This window comes from Streptomyces sp. NBC_00190, assembly GCF_036203305.1.
In the GTDB taxonomy this organism is placed as follows: Bacteria; Actinomycetota; Actinomycetes; order Streptomycetales; family Streptomycetaceae; genus Streptomyces.
The window spans coordinates 8,324,136-8,342,333 of sequence record NZ_CP108131.1; the positions used below are offsets into that span (position 1 = coordinate 8,324,136).

An 18,198-nucleotide genomic window follows, 5' to 3' on the forward strand; every position below is an offset into this window, starting at 1 on the left:
GTAAAGTATGGGCATGAGTTCCTCTCCGCCCCCCAGGGGGCGTCCCAGGGATCCCCGGTCGCACGAGGCGATCGTCAGCGCGACCTCCGCTCTGGTGGCCGAGGTCGGCTACGCGGCGACCTCAATCGGGGCCGTGGCCGCCCGCGCCGGGGTCGGCAAGGACACCGTCTACCGGCGGTGGTCGGGGAAGGCGGAGCTGGTCTTCGAGGCCGTTTTCACGACCACCGACGATGCCCCGATCCCGGACACCGGCACGCTCACCGGGGACCTGGCCGTACTGCTCGAATCCCTGGTCGATGAGTACCGCACACCGGCCGGCACTGCGGCGCTGCCGGGGCTGCTCGCTGACTTCGCCGCCGATCCGGCCCTGAAGGCACGTATCCGTACGCACTTCCTGGCTCCGTCGAAGGACCGACTGGCGGTCATCTTCGACCGGGCCGCGCAGCGCGGCGAGATCGCGGCTGACACTCCGGTCAACCTGGTCCTGGACACATTGGCCGGAGCTGTGTTCTTCCATGTCGCACTGGTCGGGGAATCCCCGACGCCGCAGCTGGCCGGCCAACTGGCCGCGATGATCTCGCGCGGCATCGAGATCCGATGAACGCCCGCCACCCTCGCCCCGGAGGTTTCCGTGTCTGACGCCGCCATCACCACCCCAGCGTCCCCGGCCGGCCGCCGCTGGCCGCTGTGGACAGCCGCCGCTCTCGCCGCGGGAATCGCCGGGCTCCACCTGCTCGGCACCCCGGAGTTCGTCGATCCGCTGCTCGGAGCCGACCTCGACGCCTCCGTCGTCCAGCTCTTCCGCGTGCTGTGGCACGTGTGCTCACTGTTGCTCGCGGCCCTCGCGGTCGCCCTGACCTGGGCCGCACGCGCTGAGCGTACGGCCGCACGGCCGGTCCTGGCCTTCGCCTGGTTCATTGCCGCCGCATTCACCTGCGTGTTCTTCGCCGTCGATCTGGCAGCCTTCGGCGGCGCGGTGTTCACCCTGCCCCAGTGGACCCTGTTCGTGCCGCTGCTCGTGCTGATACCGCTCTCCCGCTGACCTGGCTGCTGGCGTATGCCACGGCGGCAACGGTCGCCGGGGCGTATCGGTCCAGCGCAACCTCGCAGGAGGTCGGGGAGGATCCGGTGGGTGGGAACTCGGGTCAGGCCGACGCCGTCGATCGGCTCCAGAACTTCGGCGGTGACCCAGGTCGCGTACTCCTTCGCCTCGATGTGGGGGCCGTCGGCGCACTGCCACATCGGGGCCCCGATCCGGTACATCCAGGGGCCCTCGCGGTCCTTGGCCCGCTCGTACAGCCGCACGGTCAGGCGCGCCCGTCCGGGAGAGTCATGTTGATCGACCAGTGCTCCACCCCGGCCCCCTCAGCAGTCGTGGCCACCGGCGTCAGGATGAGTGCGGGCAGGTCTCGGGCGCGTGCACCACGAACTTCCCGTCGCGGTACTCCACGACGAGCTCGGGCTCCCCGCCGGGCGTAGCGACGGCCTGGTGGTGCAGGTCGGAGCGCGCCCGGCCGTTGAGGGGCTCGCTCTGCCAATGGGGGTGGGAACCGATCAGGCAGGAGAGCCGGGTCAGCTCGCTCCGGAGCTCGGTCGTCTCCGTCTCCGGCCGCCGGACCAGGCGGTTGAAGGAACGAATCTCCTGCCGCTTGAGCTGGATCAGATCCTCCGGGAAACGGGTTTGCGCCATGGCTTGATTGAATCATCTGTTCGATTTTCGGAGCGAGCGCGGCGTGTGGCCACGTCGATTCGAATTGCGACTGGGCGTTCTGGTTGGCCATTGAGTGCGAGAGTTGGCCAGTTAAGCAACATATTGGCCGGATATGCGACCCTGGCCTCACATCAAACGCCCACGTAGGGATCATGTGTCATATTTCGGACACATCTCCCGGCGGAAGGCTTGTCATGAAGTTCGCGGTCATCGGCGGTACCGGGCTGATCGGGTCGCAGGTCGTCAAGAATCTGAACGCCGCCGGGCACGAGGCGGTTCCGCACGCGCAGTCCACCGGAATCGACGTCATCAGCGGCCAGGGACTGGGCGAGGCGGTGGCGGGGGCCGACGTCATGGTCAACCTGACGAACTCCCCGACCTTCGACGAAGCCTCCCTGGCCTTCTTCCAGACCTCGATGGACAACCTTCTGGCCGCGGGCCAGGAGGGCGGCGTCCGTCACTTCGTTATTCTCTCGATCGTCGGCGCGGACCAGGTGCCGGAGCTGGACTACTACCGGGCCAAGGTGCTCCAGGAGGACATCCTCACGGCCGGACCGATTCCCTACTCGATCGTCCGCGCGACGCAGTTCATGGAATTCATCGACGCGATCCTGTCCTGGACCGCCGACAGTGACACCGTCCGGCTGCCCGCCACGCCGATCCAGCCGATCGCCTCCAAGGACGTGGCCGACGCGGTGGCAGAAGTCGCTGCGGGCGCCCCGCTGGGGGGCATTCGCAGCATCGCCGGACCCGAGGTCTTCTCCCTGGACGAGTTGGGCCGGCTCACCCTGTCCCACAAGTCCGACAGCCGCACCGTCGTCACCGACCCCACCGCCGGCATGTTCGCCGCCGTCAAGGGTGACGTCCTCACCGACAAGGACGCCCACCTCGCCCCCACCCGCTACGCCGACTGGCTCTCCTGAACCGCTCGCGCCCTCGAGCTTCCAGTTCGGCCGGACGCGGACGATCCAGGTAGCCGACAGGTGCTCCATGTCCTGAGCCCTGTAGTTGGCCAAACTGGCTTCCCAATGGGGAAGCCAACCCCGACCCTCGTCCTGAGCACAGATCACGCGAGGCAGCCCGGTGCCTGTCCCATTCTGAGCTCTGGGCCCGCCCCACGCAGTGCGCTGGCCGGCGGCCCGGCCCACGTCTCCCTACGCTCGTACGAGCTCGCTAGTGATAGGTGATCGGGCCGTCCGCCGGGTCGTCGTAGTCGAGCAGGGCAGGGATGGCATGCACGTCGCCCCGGTCGTAGACGAATCCGCAGTCCGGGTCGGAGGCAGTGAACTGCTCGGCCATAGATCAAGCGTCGGCACCAGCACGAGAATGCGGCCCTTGGGCACAATCCGCTTTTGCCGATGCCGCCGCGATGATGGTCTTTCCCGTTCCGCACGCGGCGTGTACCTGCCCGTGCAGGCCATTGAAAGGAATGCCGCCCGGCGGGATATCGAGACCGCGCACAATGGCGGCATGATCAGCGGGGGTGGGTCCAAGCGGTGATCCGTGGTCGCTCAGCAGGCTCGGGCGGCGCTCTCAGTGAAGCTGCTGGGTGCCGACGCTGTCATGGACGAAGACGGACCGGGCGTCGGTGGAAGGGTAGCTCTCCTTCAGGGCGAAGGCCTGGGGCGTGCCGCCCGCCCGCGGGGGCGTCCGGGGCTTCGAAGTGCAGGACGTAGGTCTTGGAGGTGGCCGTCTCGCTCTCCAGCTGCAGCCAGCCCACGACGCCGGCAGCCGGAAAGGTACCGGTCGCGGTGATGGTGGTCTTCGTGGTGCCCTGCTGGAGGGTGAAGGCGGCCGTGCCGAGGTCCAGACGCTTGCGGGCGCCGTCCTTCCAGCGCTGGAAGAGCGTGATCCACTCCTCCGGCCATGGGCCGCCGGTCGCTGTGGGCGGCATGTCGCTCTGCAGCCGCGCCAGGACGGCGTCGGCATTCGCCACGACGTCGTTGTAGTCCCACAGATCGAATGCGAAGCCCATGTGGGCCTTGTCGGTGGCGCGGAACATCGGCCGGATGTGGAGCTCGAACACGGGAGTGCGCATGCTAGCCGTACACCTCCATCAGAACGCTGTTGAGTGTGATCTCGCCGATCAGCTCGGGTGGCTGCTGTGGCTCACCCTGCGGCGTGGGGGAGGCCATGTACTGGAGCGTCAGCAGGTGCTCCTCGGCTTCGGTCGTGGCGGCGAGCACGGTCGTCACGTCGAAGCGTGCGGTGACCACGGTCGTGTGGTCGTGCGGCTCCGTTCCGTGTCCCAGGTGGCCGTGGTCGTGCGTGTCCGTCCCGGGGTGGCTGTGGTCGTGTCCGGGGTGTCCGGTGCCTGCGCCGTGCGGGTGGGCCTGCCACATCGCCAGGTACCCGATGTCGAAGCGCTTTGAGAACTCCTCGTCGTCGCGCCGGTATGGGATGTCGACCGGTGGAAGAACGCCCGTAGCACATAGCTCCCCGTCAGGGGGATCTTCACCCCCTCCAGGCGCAGGCCCACGCGCCTGCCCTGTGCCGCGTGCGACGCCGCCGCAGCGACGCCGAACTGCACGTGTCCCTTCTCGCGCAGCTCCGTTACGAGCCCGGCGTCGGACACCGGAGTGAGCGGGACCGTCTCCAGGATCGGAGGCGGGAGGGGAGCGGGGTGGGCGGAGCGAGTACGTCGAACGCGGCGTTGAGCTGATCGGTGTACTCGTACTGGTAGCCCAGCGCCAGCGCGTCGGCGAAGTCCGCGACCTTGTGTTTGGGCTGCGTCAGGAAGCCGCGCAGCTTGCTCTGTGGAGAGGTGGGGGCGGGCATCGCGTGGCGCCGCTGCCATTCGGCCCAGAGCAGGTCGACGCCACCTTCGGTGAGGATGCCTGCCTATCAGTCTTGGCCTCGCCGGGGTAGAGGTCGGCGATCTGGACCTCGTTGATCCGGGCAGGTAGGCGACCGGGCAGCCCAAGTCCCGGGCCACTGTCAGGGGCAGGGCCCCGATCGAGGCCGGCTGGTCGACGACGACCAGTACGGTTCCGTGCTTGGCCCGCAACTTCGCGAAGAGCTCACGGAGTTTGGGCTCGGTGCTGGGCAGGAGTTTGCCGAACGCCCTTTTGCCCGCCGGTGTGACGGCGGGGGCATGGTGTTCGCCCTTGCCGACGTCCAGGCCGAGGTAGGCGTCGACGTCGCCGGTGTGGATCACATGCGTCCTCTGGTCGCGCTTTCGCCCGCCTCACCCACAGCCCCGATCTCCACTTCCGTACTACGAAAAGCCTCCGACCTGCGAACAAGCCGGTGCCAAGGTGGGTTCGTGGTCGCGGGCTTCGAGGCGGCCTGCCCCGATCGGGTGAACCGTCCGAGGGCTCGCCCGCACGTCGCTCGCCCAGCCTGCCGGACGGATAGCGTTTCATGCTGTCTGTATACGAATGAGGCAGGTGTGGGATGACCCAGGTCCTTGAGTATGAGAGCAACGCCATCGTCGAGCTGCTGGGCGTTCTCCCCGCGGACCGCGATGCGGAGTGGCTGAAGAACTCCCTTCAGCAGGCGATCATGGTGGAGATCGCGACCATCGGTCCGTACGCGAGTGCCCTGTGGTCGATCAAAGAATCGAACGCGGCGGTTGCCAAGAACATCCGGGAGATCATCTTCGATGAGATGACCCATATGGGACTGGTGTGCAACATGCTCACCACCATTGGAGGGACGCCGGTCCTCGCCGATCCCAAGGTGGTGCCGAAGTACGAGCACGCGCTGCCGGGGGGCGTGCGGCCCGAACTCATCGTCTTCCTGGAGGGGCTGACCAAGGACTCGGTCGAGATGTTCTCCGAGATCGAGCGCCCGGATCACCCGGTCGCCCAGTTCGGGACCTTCGCCACCATCGGGGCCTTCTACACCGCGATCGAAGAGGCGTTCGAGATGCACCAGCACCTGATCAGGGGCGACCGGCAGATCGACTTCTCCCTTGAGAGCCACGGCCAGGGCAACAAGATCGTTCCGCTCGACAGCATCGAGAAGGTGCGAGCCGCGATCGAGATCATCAAGGAGCAGGGCGAGGGCACCTCCGCCTCACCCGAGAACCCCTTCCCCGGCAAGCCCGGCGAGCTGGCCCACTTCTATGTGTTCCGGGAGATGTTCCGCGGCAAGAAGCTGATCAAGGTGTCGGAGAATCCGGCCGTCTGGGACTTCAAGGGCGACGATGTTCCGCTGCCCCCGGCCTTCCCCATGGGGCGGGTGCCCGAGGGCGGTTGGGCCAACGGCGGGCTGAACGCGCCCACGCCCGAGGTTCAGCAGGTGCTCGCAGCGTTCAACACACATTTCAGCGCAATGCTGCGGGCGCTGGAGACGGCCTGGCTGACGGGTGACTCGGACATGATGTTCCCGGCGATCGGCCACATGGGCGGGATGCGGACCGAGGCGCGGAAGCTCGTTCAGCTGGAGCTGCCTGACGGCAGCGGGAAGACCTACGGGCCGGAGTTCCTGTACGTCGAGGAGTGAGGGGTCGCTTTCTCCCAGTGCTTTATCGCGGAATCAGGTCTTTGGCCTGTGGTGTCGGATCGCGCCAGGTGATGGTGCTCGCCGGTGAGGCGGCGTGCCATCAGGCGGTCATGGCAACGTGGATCACGGCTTCGGAGCGGGCTGGACGGGTCTCGTAGTCGCGGGCCAGGCGGCGGTGGAGCATGAGCCAGCCGTAGGTCCGTTCGACTGCCCAGCGTTTCGGATCGGGGTGAAGCCCCAACACCTCGTCGCCACCTGGACCGGCACCTGCCCCACCTGCCGACAGGCCATCCCATGGCAGCCCTACGAAACCACCTAACAAAACACCACTAGGCGCCTGGAACCCGAGGTCGACGCTGATCTGAACTACCGTGCACGGTGGGCGGAACTCCGCGGCACCCGTGTGTGGCGGGCGCACCGTATCCGCACGCTTCGCTACTCGCGTCAGGCTCTGGCGCTCGCCGGGGAGGAAGGCTGCCGGCTGCGACCGCAGAAGGTGACCCGGACCCTTGCGGTGTACTGCATGGAGCGTTGGAAGCATCGTCAGCAGGTGTCCGACTCGTACGTCAATCTGATCGAGTGTAGGCAGCGGGCCCGCGAGCGGAATGGTCTGCGGCACGCGGTGAAGTACTGGAACGTGCGGCCCGTGGACCGCGACGAAGTCGATGCTGTCGAGGTGGCCGAGGACGCGGCGGTGGAGGTGCTGCTGCCATGGCTTGTGCGGCGCGCGGACTCCTGGGAGGTTTGGTGACCTCTCCTCTCAGACATGGGAAGACAGACCCCCGCCTGGGGGCGGGGATCTTCCCATGTTCAGGGTGCCGGGTGTACGTCAGGCCGGTTCGTACCAGTTGCACAGGTGGGTCCAGACCAGGAGCGGGTTCATGGCGTAGTCCCAGGACACGTCAGGGGCCCAGCCTTCGAGGTCCCAGGAGTTGCCTCCCTGGGGGCCGCCGCCGAGGTCTATGGAGTAGCGGGCGTGGCAGGCGAGCTGCTTGTACAGGGAGGATCCCTGTTCGGCGGTCAGCCACCGGTCCGGGTAGGGGGCCTGGGAGAACGACTGGTCCCACAGCCGGTCATAGCTGGTGTCGGCGTTGTCGAAGCCTTCGGCGGTGGGGATGACGGAGATGTCGACGTTCCCGCCTATCTGGCCGTCCTTGATGGCGCGGGCGATCTCGGTCCGCTTGACCCACTCGGTGTTCGTGACCGACGTGTAGCCGACGCACTCGCTCTTGCATACGGGGTGATTGGTGTCGCCCTGATCGAAGCCGGGCGACCACCACAGCACGGCGTTACGACCTGAGAACGACTGCATGATGCCCTTGGTCTCCGGTGTGGGGATCTCGTCCGACGTCGGATACCCGAAGTAGCCGCCTTCCCATCCGAACTGCCCCCACAGCTCCCCGACGCGGCCCCACACCGGGTGCGCGCCAGGGAGAGGGGGCCAGTAGAGGGTGCCGCCCTCGAACTGCTGGCGCCTGCCCGCTCCGTCGGCGTTGGTGAGTTCATCGCCGACCGGGTAGCCGAGCCGGGATTTCTCCCAGCCCATCGCCTCCCACTTACCGCGGATCGCGCCCCATACGGGGTGCGCGCCGCGTTCGGGGGTCCAGTAGATGGAGCCTCCGGCGAAGTGGTTGTACCGGCCGCGGCCGTCGGGGCTGATCTCCTCGTCGGTGGTGGGGCAGCCGAGCGGGCCGGTCTCGCTGCCGGTCTCGATGTACTTGGCGAGGATGTCGCCGCCGACCTGCCTGCCGCAGACGTCGGCGGCGGCGGCCGGCGAGGTCTGGACGGTGAGTGCGGCGAGCGACACGAACGCGACCAGGGTCGCCTTCAAGGTGGTAAGTCGGCGCCTTGGGCGCCGCGTTGGTGTGGGCTCGCGAGGACCCCTCTCTACGGTTCGTTGGATGTATGGATGATCGGCTGGCCGCCGTGTGACCTCAAGAGGACCCGTCTGGATCCTGGGCGGGGACGGCGAAGGGCCCCACCCGGCGCGTACTTACGGGTGGAGCCCTTCACTGTGAGACGTGACTGCCTGGTCAGGCTACTCCTGCGCGGTGCGGCGGCGCCGCATCCACCACGTCAGGGTGACGCCGGCCGCTGCGAGGGCCGCGGCGACACCGGCGATGAGGCCCACCGGTGTGTTGGAGCCGGTGTCGGCGAGGTCGCCGTCGGGGTCCTCCCGTGTGGGCGGCGTGTTGTCACCGCCGCCGGGGTTGGTGGGCTCCGGGGCCGGGGTCGTCGGGGGGTTGGTCGGCTTGCCGGTGCCCGACGGGGTCGGTGTCGGGGTGGGGTCGTCGCCGGGATCTTCGCCGCCCGGGTCCTCGCCGCTGCCGTCTGTGGCCGGGCCTGCGCCGAGGTACAGGGTGTCGAGGTCCCGGTAGGAGGCGTCATCGGACTTGCCGGAGTTGACGGTGGTGTTGTCCAGGTCCCGGTTCTGGGCGTCGAACTGGGCCTTGGGGATGTTCTGCTTGGGCTGCTTGGAGAAGTCGACGCCGCCGACGCCCTGCTTATACAGCTTGCCGCCGTACTCTAGCTCGAACCACTCGATGCCCTCCTTGATGGACTGCATGTACTTGTCCCAGACCTTTTCACGGGTCCAGTCCTCATGGGGAGCGCGGATCGGCCAGGCCGAGGCGTCGTTGGAGTTGATGATGTCGTGGAAGTCCGTCGGGGACTTGGCGTCCTGCTGACGGATGTACTCGGCGGCGACGCGGGCGTTGTAGACGGCGCGCAGCTCGGCGTACTTGGGGTCCTTGTTCACCCGCTCCTGGATGACCGGGACGATGTTGGCGTTGACCGACCGTTCGATGGCCTTCTTCTCGGCGTCCGAGAGGTCGGTGCATTCGGTGGATCCGGGGACGGTGTAGTCGACGTCCAGCCACTCGGCGGAGACGTCCATTGGCGATTCGAGGATGTAGATCCCGCCGTCCTGCTCGCGGACCTTGGCCTCGTCGGGCTCGATCCAAAAGCGGGTACCGGGGAAGCAGGGGATGCCGTTGCGGCGCGGCGCGGTGTCCCAGTACAGCTTGCCCCCCGGATGCTTGTCGGGGTTCAGGGCCTCGGAGAAGTCGTGCTTCATGACCAGGTCGGCGTCGAGGAGGACGCGGCCGGCGTCGGTCTTGCCGAACGTGGCGTCCATGACCTTGTCCGGCTGGTCCGGGTTCAGGTTGACCCAGAACTTTTCGGGGGTCAGGGCGAGCCAGGTGAACAGGGCGTCGGAGGAGAGCTGCATCCGGGCTTCGCCGCCGAAGCCGGGGTTGTTGTCCGGGTCGGGCATCTGGTCGGCGCGCATGGAGTAGCTCATGCCCTTGCCCTTTTCGAGGCCGCCGACGTACCGGAGTTCCATGGTGGTGAAGTCGACGCCGCCCGGGCCGCCCCTGGGGAGGGTGCCCCTCGGGTCGAGGCGGTTGGCGTCCCGCTGGTAGCGCTTCGCCTCTTCCAGGGTCTTCCCGGAGGACAGGGCCCGGTCGTTGGCGGGTCCGCGGGTGCCGCACGTGTTGGCGCCGACGGCCGAGAGCTGCGTTGTGCCGGTCTGGCAGGCGGGCGCGAACCACCGCTGATGGTCCGAATACCCCTTGATCGGGGTGGTTTTGGACACCGGGTTGTACATGCGCTGGTTTCCGCGCACCTGCCCGGTCTTCCCGTTCCGCATGTTGCGTACGTCGCGCTCCAGGTCGTCGATGAGCTTGACCTGGCCCTTGGTGAAGGGCTTCGCGCCGGTGAAGCGGAACTTGTGGTCGGGCATCGACTTGGCGACGACGCGGTCATTCGCAAGCTGCTTCGCCGTCAGCTTCGAGTTCGACTTGAACTCGTTGAACTCTTTGCTCTTCTGGTTGTAGGCGTCGTACCGGCGCTCGCCGACCTTGTCGCCGTTCTTGTCGAACAGCTCGACGGTGACCTCACACAGCCAGTCCGGGCCGATCAGCTTGTAGTCCTTGACGAGCTGCCGTTCGAAGCCCGAGCCCTTGTGGTTGTTGATCTGGTTGCGGATGTACCGCTTGTCGAACCAGTGCTTGAACCCCAGGTTCTCCTTGTTCGCGAAGTACCGGGCGTAAATCTCCATCGCCCGGTCCGCAGGCTTCCCCGACGCGTTGGCGATCTTCTTCCATGCCTCGACGTTCTTGTCCAGGTCCCCGGGGACCTTCGACAGGGCCTCGGTCTTCTGGGCGGCTGTCGGTGTCTGAAGGCCGTCGTACGCCTGTCCCGGAAGGTCGAATTCGAAGTTCTTGGGGAGGGCGGTGTCCTTGTGCAGGTTCCCGGTCGGGTTGTCGGGGAACCCGGAGTCCGGCGGTGTCGTCGGGGCGGTCGGGAGGCCGTTGCGGGTGTCGCAGCGCTTCCCGGATCCCGCCTTCATCTTCGCCGAGACCGGCGGCAGCTTCGGTGGTGCGGCCTCGACGGCCTGGAGCCCGGTTGTGACGATCGCGGCCGTCAGGCCTACAGCGGCCGTGAACCTGGCTGCTAACCGCCACTTGGACGGTATACGAATGTGTTTGTTCAAGAGCTCGTCTTTCCCTCTCCGGTGGGGCCTTGAGGGGGTGTGGGCGGCGCGTGGGCCCCCGTGACATGTACGCGCCACCCGACCACCATAACTCCCACCCGCCACGGGTAAAGATGAGTTAAGGCGTGTCGACGAAGCATCAACACCACTGCGCGGGCTGCGAGTTCACACATCGCGACCCTCGGCCCCAGGGTCACCCGCCGACTTGCGCCTAGACGAAGTACAAGCTTTCCATGTCCCTAACAGCGTCCTCGGAGTGCCGCACACGGAACGCCGTCGTCTCCATCTCCTCCCACCCCCACGGATCCGAGTGCCCGAGCGCCAAGCCCCCCAGGCCCGCCCAGTAGACCTCGTTCGCGGGCACGTCCAGGTCGACGCCGGCGTTGTCCACCATCCACCCCCTGAGATCCAGGGACGCGATCACCGCACGCGGATCGCCCGAGACGACGAACGGCTCATCATCCGGCCATCCCGATGCGTGGAACATCGCTCCGTCCGGCAACCACACGATGTTCTCGGTGTGCTCCATCCCCCCGTGGTAGGAGACCCGTCCCACGATCCGCGCATCTGGGAACCGCTCCCGCAACTCCTTCGCCGCCGACCGGAGCGGCTCGTCGTTGCCGTCGGTCGCGAACGCGGGAGTCACGATGCTCAACATGCCGCCCCACGCGGCAGCATGCACGATGTCCAGATCCGACCGTGCTGCCGATGGGAGCGGGGTCTGCGCGGAGCGCGGCCCGAGGTCCTCCAGGACAGCCTCGATGCCCTCGAACGACTCGACGAACGCGCGTGCGCGCTCAGGGTCGTTGGGGGGCAGGTTGCGGGCGTCGACGTTGAATGGCGCCTCGAACGCTGTCAGGTGGCACAGACTCATCGAGCCGCGCACGATCCGGTCCGGCGCAGAGGTCCAGTAGGTGTTCTCGTTCATGCGGGCCACCGTAACGGCCGGCGATGACAGAAGCGCCGCCGCCCAGCCCCTCGGCGGATGTGCGCCCCGCGCGCTGGTGGAAACACGCCTGCGGATCTGCGCCGGCCCTGGGAGTGGCCGGCGGATCCGAACAGACTCACCCCTTCCTAGGTCCGTCGCGGGTTCAGGAACCTGCGGGCGAAGACCGGCACGCCAGCCGCTGCACCAAAACCCGGTGCTGGCACAGATCTTGGGGAGTCGTCACGGAGTGTTACTGGAGCTGGATCATCTTGCGGAGAAGTGCGCGCGAACCATGCCGTAGGTGACAGGGGCGTGCTCGGCGACCAGCTCACCGTGCAGTCGGGTGTGCGCAAGCTGGCCGCGGCCCTCGGGACCGATTCCTCCAGCCTCTACCGGCACTTCCGCAGCAAGACCGAACTACTGCGCGCGGGCGCCGACCGGATTCTCCTGGCCGCGGTGGACAGCTACCGCCCCGAGGGGCGACTGGAAGCAGCGCATCACGTCCTTGGCGCTGCGCGTGAGAGAGGCCTTCGGGCAGCAGCCCGAGCTCGCCCCGGTCTGGGGACGCTACGCATCAAGCGGCACCGGTTCCCGGCTCGTCATGGAAGCGGTGCTGGAGGCGCTGCGCGCGTCGGGACTGCCCGACGAGGAGATCCCGGCGCGCTACCACCGGATCACGGTCCTCCTCGCCGCGCTGATCGCCTCCGAGGCAGGGGTCAGCGCGGTCACCCCGGAAGAGCACGAACAGGGCATGGAGCTGTTTCGCGTGGCGGTTCTGGGCGCCGACCCCGAACCCTTCCCGACCCAGGCTCACTTCGCCCGCGACGTCCGCCTCCTCGGGGTGGATCGCCGCGCCGCGTTCGAAGAGATCCTCGCCGCCCAACTCGCCCACATCAAGGCCGCAATCTGCCCGAGCTAACCGACCGGCTCGGGAGTGTCGGCAAACAATGGCACCCTCAAGTGATGCACTCCTGGTCGAACAGCACGGCAGGCGGTCTTGAAAACCCGTTCGAGCAAGGGGAGAGTCATCTCGACGGATAGGCTCAAGGTTGGGGGATCGAACGATGCATACACGAAACCACGACGCGCCCTGGGGCATCACGCGCATGGCGCCGTACGCGGAGACTGACCCGACTCCGCTGCTCACCCCGGTGATCGACCCTGAAACCCAGATCGCCGTCATCATCGACGAACACGGCCGCACCGTCCAGCTCGGCGACCACCTGGTCAGCATCAGCTCCTCGAAATCCACGTCCACCAGCAGCAGCACCAACAGCTCCACAAGCACCAGCGGCTACGAGGGCTCGTCGGACTCCGACGACAATTCGGACTCGGATTCGGACTCGGACCACCACTAACACTGATGGCGACTGCTCCGAGCGGGTCAGTGCTGGTGCTGACCAGCCCACATGATGTGACCACCGACTTGGTTCTGCGAATCCTCGCGGAGCGCCAGGTTCCGGTGGTCCGTCTTGATCCAGGTCCCGATCTGCTTGCGGGCGCCGCTCTGACCGCCTCGTACCGCACAGGCGATCAGAGCGGCACGCTGCGCACGCCGAGCCGCGAGCTCGACCTCACCAGGGTTCGCTCCGTCTGGACGCGCCGCCCCTCACCCTTCGAAGGCCCTGCCGGACCGGACTTAGCAGAACGCAAGTTCGCCGCGTCACAGTCCCTGTGGGGCGCCGGCGGTATCCTGGCGTCCCTCCCTGGTGCCCACTACGTGAACCATCCATGGAACAACCGGGCAGCGGAGTACAAGCCGGCCCAGCTCGCCGCCGCGCAGCGCAGCGGCTTCTCGGTCCCGAGCACGCTGATCACCAACGACCCCGACGCCGCACGGGAGTTCGTTGCCTGCCAGATCGGCGGAGTCGTCTACAAGCCGCTGTGGAACACGCCGTACAAGGTTCACGGCCAAGCGAGCCAAGTGTGGGTACGAGAGGTCCACGCGCACGAGATCACCACCGCCGTCGCCTCCTGCCCCCATCTTTTTCAAGCCAAGGTGGACAAGGTGTGCGACGTACGCCTCACTGCTGTTGGCAACCGACTGTTCGCGGTTCGGATCGACAGTCCTGACCTTGATTGGCGGCGACGGCAATCCCTGATGGAGTGCGCACCGATCGCCATCCCCCCGCAGGTCGCGCGCTCGGTTCGCGCTTACCTCGCCAACTTCCAACTCACCTTCGGCGCATTTGACTTCGCCGTAACAGCCGCCGGGCACTGGTACTTCCTCGAATGCAACCCCAACGGGCAATGGGCATGGCAGCCCGCCTCGATCACGGACTCGATCGCCCATGCCATCGCCGATCAACTCCACAAAGCCCCTGCCGTGTGAAAAAGACCGCCCTCCGCACCCCAGGCCACAGCACCACAGCGCGCCGAAGGGCGGCACCGGCCTGGAGGTCCGGTGCCGCCCTTCGGCGTACTGACGCCCCGGGGCGTGCGCCCCGGCGGGATACTCGTCGTCCTGTTCGCCGTCCACCGCGGCCGGGTCGCGCAGCGGGCGCAGTCCGTTTTCTGGCTGGGAGGAGGTGAGGGCGTACCGGCCGAGCACGTTCACACGGCCGGCCCTCAGCGGGGACAGGCATGCCACGTCCTCGTCCAGGACGCCGTGCTCGCGCTGGTCGGTGGGCAGCGCCCGGAGCTTGGCGATGGCGGCGTCCAGGTAGCGCGTGTTGCATGCACAGCACCACGGCGTTCAGCACCAGCCCCATACTGGCCAACTGGTCCTCCTGGCCGTCCTTGTACGCCTGCTGGATGTGGCCGCGCCTGCCATAGCAGATCGCGCGGGCCAGGATGTGGCGGGACTCCTGCACGGTGAGCCGGCGGTTCATCCGGCGCCGGTAGGCGTCGTCCACCGGGTCCACCAGGTCGAACAGGTGGAAGGTCTTCTCGATCCGACCGTACTCGGCGAACGCCCGGCCCAACGGGGTGGGGTGGCCATCGCGGCCGAACACCCGCAGCAGGTCGTAGGCGCGGACCTGGTTGGTGATCAGCGACCCAGCCACGCGCAGCATGTCCGGTCACTGCTCGCGGATCTTGCGCAGGTGCCTGCCCCAGCACTCCGAAGCCCATCTGACCTGGGCACTCATCACCGTCATGACCCGTAGGCTCACCTGCTGGAGCCATGCCAAGTGGGACAGGGGCTGACGAACGCGTAGACGGTCGGCGTGAGACGGTCGGTTTCCCGGCCGTGGGCACGCTCCTGCACAATCCATCCGCGTCGGCGGCCCGGCTCAGACGCTGGAGGAGACCTCGGCCTTCTCGTCGGACCCCGTGCCCTTCGCCTCGGCCGCCGCTAGCCTGCGGTTCCGGCGGACCGAGGACCAGAAGGACCAGGCGATCAGGATGACGCCGACGAGGCCGGTGATGACCTCGTTGATCTCGTACTGGATGGTGACGAGCAGGAGCACGGCGAGGGCGCCGATGGCGTAGTGCGCGCCGTGCTCCAGGTAGACGTAGTCGTCGAGGGTGCCCTGGCGGACCAGGTAGACGGTCAGCGACCGGACGTACATGGCACCGATACCGAGGCCGAGCGCCATGAGCACGATGTCGTTGGTGATGGCGAAGGCGCCGATGACTCCGTCGAAGGAGAAGGAGGCGTCGAGGACTTCGAGGTAGAGGAACATGAAGAACGCGGCCTTGCCGGCCATGGCGACGACCGAGACGGGCTTGCCGCTCTTCTTGGCCTCTTCCTCCGCCTCGTGTTCGGCTTCCTCCTCTTCCTCCAGCTTGTTCTCGAAGTAGCCGGAGAGGCCGCCGACGATCATGTAGGTGATCAGGCCCAGGATGCCGGAGACCAGGACGGTCTGCGCCTTGTCCACGTGGACGCCACCGTGCTGGTGGGCCTGGGTGGCGAAGGTCATCGAGGTGATGACCAGGACGATCAGGGCGACGCACGCCGACAGCATGTCGATCTTGCCGAGCTTGGCCAGCGGACGCTCCAGCCAGGCCAGCCACTTGATGTCACGGTCCTCGAAGATGAAGTCGAGGAAGATCATCAGCAGGAACATGCCACCGAAGGCGGCGATGGACGGGTGGGCGTCGGTCACCAGCTGCTGGTACTTGTCCTTGTCGTCCAGCGCGAGCTGTACCGCTTCGATCGGACTGATCTTGGCACTGACGGCGACGATCACGACGGGGAAGACCAGGCGCATGCCGAAAACCGCGATCAGGACACCGATGGTGAGGAAGATCTTCTGCCAGAAGGCATTCATCTTCTTCAGGATCCCGGCGTTGACCACGGCATTGTCGAAGGACACCGAGATTTCGAGGATGGACAGGATCGCCACGATCCCGAAGCCGGCCCACCCCCCGTATAACACTGCCGCGATCAGGCCGAGCGCGGTGACCGCGAACGACCAGCCGAACGTTTTCAGAAGCACGGGCTACCCAATCGTCGTGTACGGGGCTCCCCGCGCCGTACATGGCTTTACGAAACGTTGACCCTGAAGTCTAGAGCGACGCCTCGCAGCCCTGACACATCCCCCCGGGCCAACGGTTCGCAACTTCCGCTCGTCGCCGTGCTGGTAGACCTAACCGAAGAATGTCGCCGACTCCATGGACGCGTTTTCACCGAGTGCCTGAGTGCGAACCTGCGGCGCATCACCGTCGTGGGGTTGCCCAGGATCGGGCGAGACGGCTGTGCTCGTACTTGGGATCGCCCTGAGGAGCGCGGGCTTCACCGTGATCATCGACCTACCCGACATAGCGCTTGAACCGGACGGATGGGCCGTTGCCGTTCCGGAACCGCCTCCGACCTGGACTTCCCGGTTCTCAATCAGGCACTGAGCGCAGAACCACCCTGGCCGGTCAGCTTGATCCCGTCCGCCTGGGCCCGGCCCACCAGCTGACTGATCAGCTGGTCGTCCAGGACATCCGGTGCCAGCCCGGCAGGCTGCACTTCCAGTACGGCCTCAGCCGATACGGTCAAACCTCTCATCAGGTGTCACTTCCTGTCCGAAGAACCACCGTTGACCGGGCTCTGGCTCACATTCGGTGGTGACGGAGTGTAAAGGAGGCTGAGTGTTGGCTGCCGACAGCGGTCAAGCTTCTGACCTGGGTGTTTGATGTGCAGTCGGCGCTGCAGTGCGCAAGCAGGCCAAGCAGGTAGTGCTCATGTCAGTGGCGGGGACTCGCAGGCGTGCCGACGATACAGAGCGCCCGTCCCATGGTGCGGAGCTGCGACTTCACCGTCGACGCCCCGCCGTCACTCTCGGATACCACCGAATGTGAGCCAGAGCCGTTGACCGTACAGACCCCGCACCGGGCAGCTCGGCCATCGCGATCATCATGACCACACCCTCGCACGACCGACGGGTCAGCGACTGGCTCTCCAGGACGGACAAGAACCTCACCGCTTATCCGGCCACACCGCATCCACAGGATTTGACAATTGCTCGGGCCATTCCGTGAAGAACATCGAACGTGGCCGCCCCCGCTGCTCGGGGCTGTGCGATGCGTTCGCGTTCTTCAGAGCTTGCAGGGACCCGAGGCGAGTTCTCATCCCGCCGCCTGCGTTCGCCCCGTGCGACTCGTTCGTGGCAAATCTGTGGGTTGCGCGTGGTGCGAGAGGCGATGCTCCTGCGGCTGCAGACGACAGGGCGCCTCGTGCCGATCCCCGGATGACGGTCTGTGGCGTAGGCGCGAAACCGAGCAGCCCGCGCATCGCCCGCAAGGGCGTAGAGCCCTCCCAGCGGGTGGTCCGGCATCGTTGGAGCGTGGACCGCACGGTGGCGTGGCCGGCGGTGCCGCCGCCTGCACTGTCGCTACGAGCGCAAGACCGCACGCTTCCTGGCCTTCGATGCCGTCGCCGCCTCTGCCAGGCAGACGGCCCACCAGTCCTTCCGTATTCCGTTGCAGCGAGCCGTTTTGCGAACAACCATGGCCGTCATGGAGCGACAACCGGGGCAGATTATTGACTGCGGAGACTTCGTCTTGCGACGTTGGCGGGGGCAGAGCGACTTCGCTCCGGCATTCAAGTTGATCGAGGAGTCTCTGGACCACTTGCGCCCCTGGGAGCCGTGGGTCGCCCGTCACAGCGAGAAGGGCACCCGAGACTTCCTCGCGAAGTCCGAGTCAAAGTGGGCAAGCGGTGAGGTGTACGACTACGCCATAGCCAAAGACGGCATTCTCATCGGCATGTGCCAGAGCTACCACGGGTCCGAACCTCAGGGCTGGCGCATGGGGTATTGGCTGCACCCTGCCGCCACGGGCCGGGGCATCGCCACGAGAGCGACGGCGGCCTTGGTCACCGAGATGTTCACCCTGCCGGACGTGGAGTACCTGGAAATCGCGCACGACCTGGCCAACACTTCCAGCGCCGCGATACCACGCCGTTTGGGCTTCACGGAAGTCCTGCGTGAACAGGCAACGCCGCCCGCAGCTCCCTCAGGCAGCGGGATCAACGTGGTCTGGCGGCTGAACCGCCCTACACCGCCCGTTTTCGACGCTCCCTGCCCCTGAATACGGGCGGCATCGCGGAGGCGGTTCCTTTCCAGGTGAGGCGAGGGGGTTGGCCGGCGGTCGGGTGTTCTTCGCGAAGATCTCCTCGGCCCTGCGGTAGGAGAGCCGGCCCCGGCCGGTCTCGGGGCACACGTCGGGTGCCGCCGTTCCGGC

18 protein-coding genes and 4 pseudogenes are annotated in these 18,198 nt (G+C 66.8%); 9 read left to right on the top strand and 13 right to left on the bottom strand.

Annotated features, from left to right (window positions below; genetic code table 11):
* Positions 1-13 precede the first annotated feature (13 nt).
* Together OG429_RS38685 and OG429_RS38690 are read left to right on the top strand one after the other, a co-directional pair.
* The gene (locus OG429_RS38685; protein WP_328929931.1) at positions 14-601 is read left to right on the top strand and encodes a TetR/AcrR family transcriptional regulator; all 588 of its coding nucleotides are present in this window, start codon (positions 14-16) and stop codon (positions 599-601) included.
* Between the two features lie 30 nt (positions 602-631).
* Complete coding sequence (locus OG429_RS38690; protein WP_328929932.1) at positions 632-1,042, top strand: hypothetical protein; 411 nt, start codon at positions 632-634, stop codon at positions 1,040-1,042.
* A gap of 345 nt (positions 1,043-1,387) precedes the next feature.
* Here OG429_RS38690 and OG429_RS38695 read toward each other — a convergent pair whose 3' ends face one another.
* Entirely contained in the window at positions 1,388-1,690 is a 303-nt protein-coding gene (locus tag OG429_RS38695; RefSeq protein ID WP_328929933.1) for a hypothetical protein, read from the bottom strand.
* A 215-nt stretch (positions 1,691-1,905) separates the two neighbouring features.
* On the opposite strand from OG429_RS38695, the gene OG429_RS38700 reads away from it, so the two are divergent.
* Entirely contained in the window at positions 1,906-2,634 is a 729-nt protein-coding gene (locus OG429_RS38700; protein ID WP_328929934.1) for an SDR family oxidoreductase, read from the top strand.
* Between the two features lie 250 nt (positions 2,635-2,884).
* Here the strand turns inward: OG429_RS38700 and OG429_RS38705 are convergent, their stop codons facing one another.
* The 5 genes and pseudogenes from OG429_RS38705 to OG429_RS38725 form a co-directional block, all read right to left on the bottom strand.
* On the bottom strand, positions 2,885-3,010 hold the full coding sequence (locus OG429_RS38705; protein ID WP_328929935.1) for a hypothetical protein: 126 nt from the start codon (positions 3,008-3,010) through the stop codon (positions 2,885-2,887).
* Positions 3,011-3,272: 262 nt separating this feature from the next.
* Positions 3,273-3,749 (bottom strand): hypothetical protein, encoded by a 477-nt coding sequence (locus tag OG429_RS38710; RefSeq protein ID WP_328929936.1) that lies wholly within the window; start codon positions 3,747-3,749, stop codon positions 3,273-3,275.
* A gap of 1 nt (position 3,750) precedes the next feature.
* The gene (locus OG429_RS38715) at positions 3,751-4,053 is read right to left on the bottom strand and encodes a hypothetical protein (protein WP_328929937.1); all 303 of its coding nucleotides are present in this window, start codon (positions 4,051-4,053) and stop codon (positions 3,751-3,753) included.
* Positions 4,054-4,264: 211 nt separating this feature from the next.
* Positions 4,265-4,489: a hypothetical protein gene (locus OG429_RS38720; RefSeq protein ID WP_328930571.1), complete on the bottom strand. Its 225-nt coding sequence runs from the start codon at positions 4,487-4,489 to the stop codon at positions 4,265-4,267.
* Positions 4,490-4,554: 65 nt separating this feature from the next.
* A pseudogene (locus tag OG429_RS38725) lies at positions 4,555-4,868 on the bottom strand (IS110 family transposase); the annotation flags it as partial.
* A 239-nt stretch (positions 4,869-5,107) separates the two neighbouring features.
* Between OG429_RS38725 and OG429_RS38730 the strand changes: the two are divergent.
* Complete coding sequence (locus tag OG429_RS38730; protein WP_328929938.1) at positions 5,108-6,160, top strand: ferritin-like domain-containing protein; 1,053 nt, start codon at positions 5,108-5,110, stop codon at positions 6,158-6,160.
* Positions 6,161-6,182: 22 nt separating this feature from the next.
* On the opposite strand, the pseudogene OG429_RS38735 reads toward OG429_RS38730, so the two are convergent.
* Positions 6,183-6,383: pseudogene (locus OG429_RS38735) on the bottom strand (transposase); the annotation flags it as partial.
* A 327-nt stretch (positions 6,384-6,710) separates the two neighbouring features.
* Here OG429_RS38735 and OG429_RS38740 point away from each other — a divergent pair.
* On the top strand, positions 6,711-6,911 hold the full coding sequence (locus OG429_RS38740; RefSeq protein WP_328929939.1) for a hypothetical protein: 201 nt from the start codon (positions 6,711-6,713) through the stop codon (positions 6,909-6,911).
* 78 nt (positions 6,912-6,989) lie between these two features.
* Here OG429_RS38740 and OG429_RS38745 read toward each other — a convergent pair whose 3' ends face one another.
* From OG429_RS38745 to OG429_RS38755, 3 genes are all read right to left on the bottom strand, one after another.
* Positions 6,990-7,991, bottom strand: a complete 1,002-nt coding sequence (locus OG429_RS38745; RefSeq protein ID WP_328929940.1) for an LGFP repeat-containing protein — start codon at positions 7,989-7,991, stop codon at positions 6,990-6,992.
* Positions 7,992-8,198: 207 nt separating this feature from the next.
* Complete coding sequence (locus OG429_RS38750; RefSeq protein ID WP_328929941.1) at positions 8,199-10,655, bottom strand: hypothetical protein; 2,457 nt, start codon at positions 10,653-10,655, stop codon at positions 8,199-8,201.
* Between the two features lie 211 nt (positions 10,656-10,866).
* Positions 10,867-11,583 carry a DUF6333 family protein gene (locus OG429_RS38755; protein ID WP_328929942.1) on the bottom strand — a complete coding sequence of 239 codons (717 nt, stop codon included), beginning with the start codon at positions 11,581-11,583 and terminating at the stop codon, positions 10,867-10,869.
* A gap of 312 nt (positions 11,584-11,895) precedes the next feature.
* On the opposite strand from OG429_RS38755, the pseudogene OG429_RS38760 reads away from it, so the two are divergent.
* The 3 genes and pseudogenes from OG429_RS38760 (at position 11,896) to tgmB (ending at position 13,915) form a co-directional block, all read left to right on the top strand.
* Positions 11,896-12,502, top strand: a pseudogene (locus OG429_RS38760) (TetR/AcrR family transcriptional regulator).
* Between the two features lie 145 nt (positions 12,503-12,647).
* Complete coding sequence (tgmA, locus tag OG429_RS38765; RefSeq protein WP_328929943.1) at positions 12,648-12,941, top strand: putative ATP-grasp-modified RiPP; 294 nt, start codon at positions 12,648-12,650, stop codon at positions 12,939-12,941.
* Positions 12,942-12,946: 5 nt separating this feature from the next.
* Complete coding sequence (gene tgmB, locus OG429_RS38770; protein WP_328929944.1) at positions 12,947-13,915, top strand: ATP-grasp ribosomal peptide maturase; 969 nt, start codon at positions 12,947-12,949, stop codon at positions 13,913-13,915.
* A gap of 147 nt (positions 13,916-14,062) precedes the next feature.
* Here tgmB and OG429_RS38775 read toward each other — a convergent pair.
* The 3 genes and pseudogenes from OG429_RS38775 to OG429_RS38785 form a co-directional block, all read right to left on the bottom strand.
* Positions 14,063-14,600: pseudogene (locus OG429_RS38775) on the bottom strand (Tn3 family transposase); the annotation flags it as partial.
* Between the two features lie 216 nt (positions 14,601-14,816).
* Positions 14,817-15,965, bottom strand: a complete 1,149-nt coding sequence (locus OG429_RS38780) for a DUF475 domain-containing protein (RefSeq protein ID WP_328929945.1) — start codon at positions 15,963-15,965, stop codon at positions 14,817-14,819.
* 395 nt (positions 15,966-16,360) lie between these two features.
* Positions 16,361-16,522: a hypothetical protein gene (locus OG429_RS38785; protein WP_328929946.1), complete on the bottom strand. Its 162-nt coding sequence runs from the start codon at positions 16,520-16,522 to the stop codon at positions 16,361-16,363.
* A gap of 950 nt (positions 16,523-17,472) precedes the next feature.
* Between OG429_RS38785 and OG429_RS38795 the strand changes: the two genes are divergently transcribed.
* Positions 17,473-18,045 carry a GNAT family N-acetyltransferase gene (locus OG429_RS38795; protein WP_328930551.1) on the top strand — a complete coding sequence of 191 codons (573 nt, stop codon included), beginning with the start codon at positions 17,473-17,475 and terminating at the stop codon, positions 18,043-18,045.
* The last annotated feature ends 153 nt before the right edge of the window (positions 18,046-18,198 follow it).

Bases quoted from the DNA above. Each gene is read 5' to 3' on its own strand.
- OG429_RS38685 (WP_328929931.1), top strand. From the start codon at position 14: ATGAGTTCCTCTCCGCCCCCCAGGGGGCGTCCCAGGGATCCCCGGTCG.
- OG429_RS38695 (WP_328929933.1), bottom strand. From the start codon at position 1,690: ATGGCGCAAACCCGTTTCCCGGAGGATCTGATCCAGCTCAAGCGGCAG.
- OG429_RS38700 (WP_328929934.1), top strand. From the start codon at position 1,906: ATGAAGTTCGCGGTCATCGGCGGTACCGGGCTGATCGGGTCGCAGGTC.
- OG429_RS38705 (WP_328929935.1), bottom strand. From the start codon at position 3,010: ATGGCCGAGCAGTTCACTGCCTCCGACCCGGACTGCGGATTCGTCTAC.
- OG429_RS38710 (WP_328929936.1), bottom strand. From the start codon at position 3,749: ATGCGCACTCCCGTGTTCGAGCTCCACATCCGGCCGATGTTCCGCGCC.
- OG429_RS38715 (WP_328929937.1), bottom strand. From the start codon at position 4,053: ATGTGGCAGGCCCACCCGCACGGCGCAGGCACCGGACACCCCGGACAC.
- OG429_RS38720 (WP_328930571.1), bottom strand. From the start codon at position 4,489: ATGCCCGCCCCCACCTCTCCACAGAGCAAGCTGCGCGGCTTCCTGACG.
- OG429_RS38730 (WP_328929938.1), top strand. From the start codon at position 5,108: ATGACCCAGGTCCTTGAGTATGAGAGCAACGCCATCGTCGAGCTGCTG.
- OG429_RS38755 (WP_328929942.1), bottom strand. From the start codon at position 11,583: ATGAACGAGAACACCTACTGGACCTCTGCGCCGGACCGGATCGTGCGC.
- tgmA (WP_328929943.1), top strand. From the start codon at position 12,648: ATGCATACACGAAACCACGACGCGCCCTGGGGCATCACGCGCATGGCG.
- tgmB (WP_328929944.1), top strand. From the start codon at position 12,947: ATGGCGACTGCTCCGAGCGGGTCAGTGCTGGTGCTGACCAGCCCACAT.
- OG429_RS38785 (WP_328929946.1), bottom strand. From the start codon at position 16,522: ATGAGAGGTTTGACCGTATCGGCTGAGGCCGTACTGGAAGTGCAGCCT.
- OG429_RS38795 (WP_328930551.1), top strand. From the start codon at position 17,473: ATGGAGCGACAACCGGGGCAGATTATTGACTGCGGAGACTTCGTCTTG.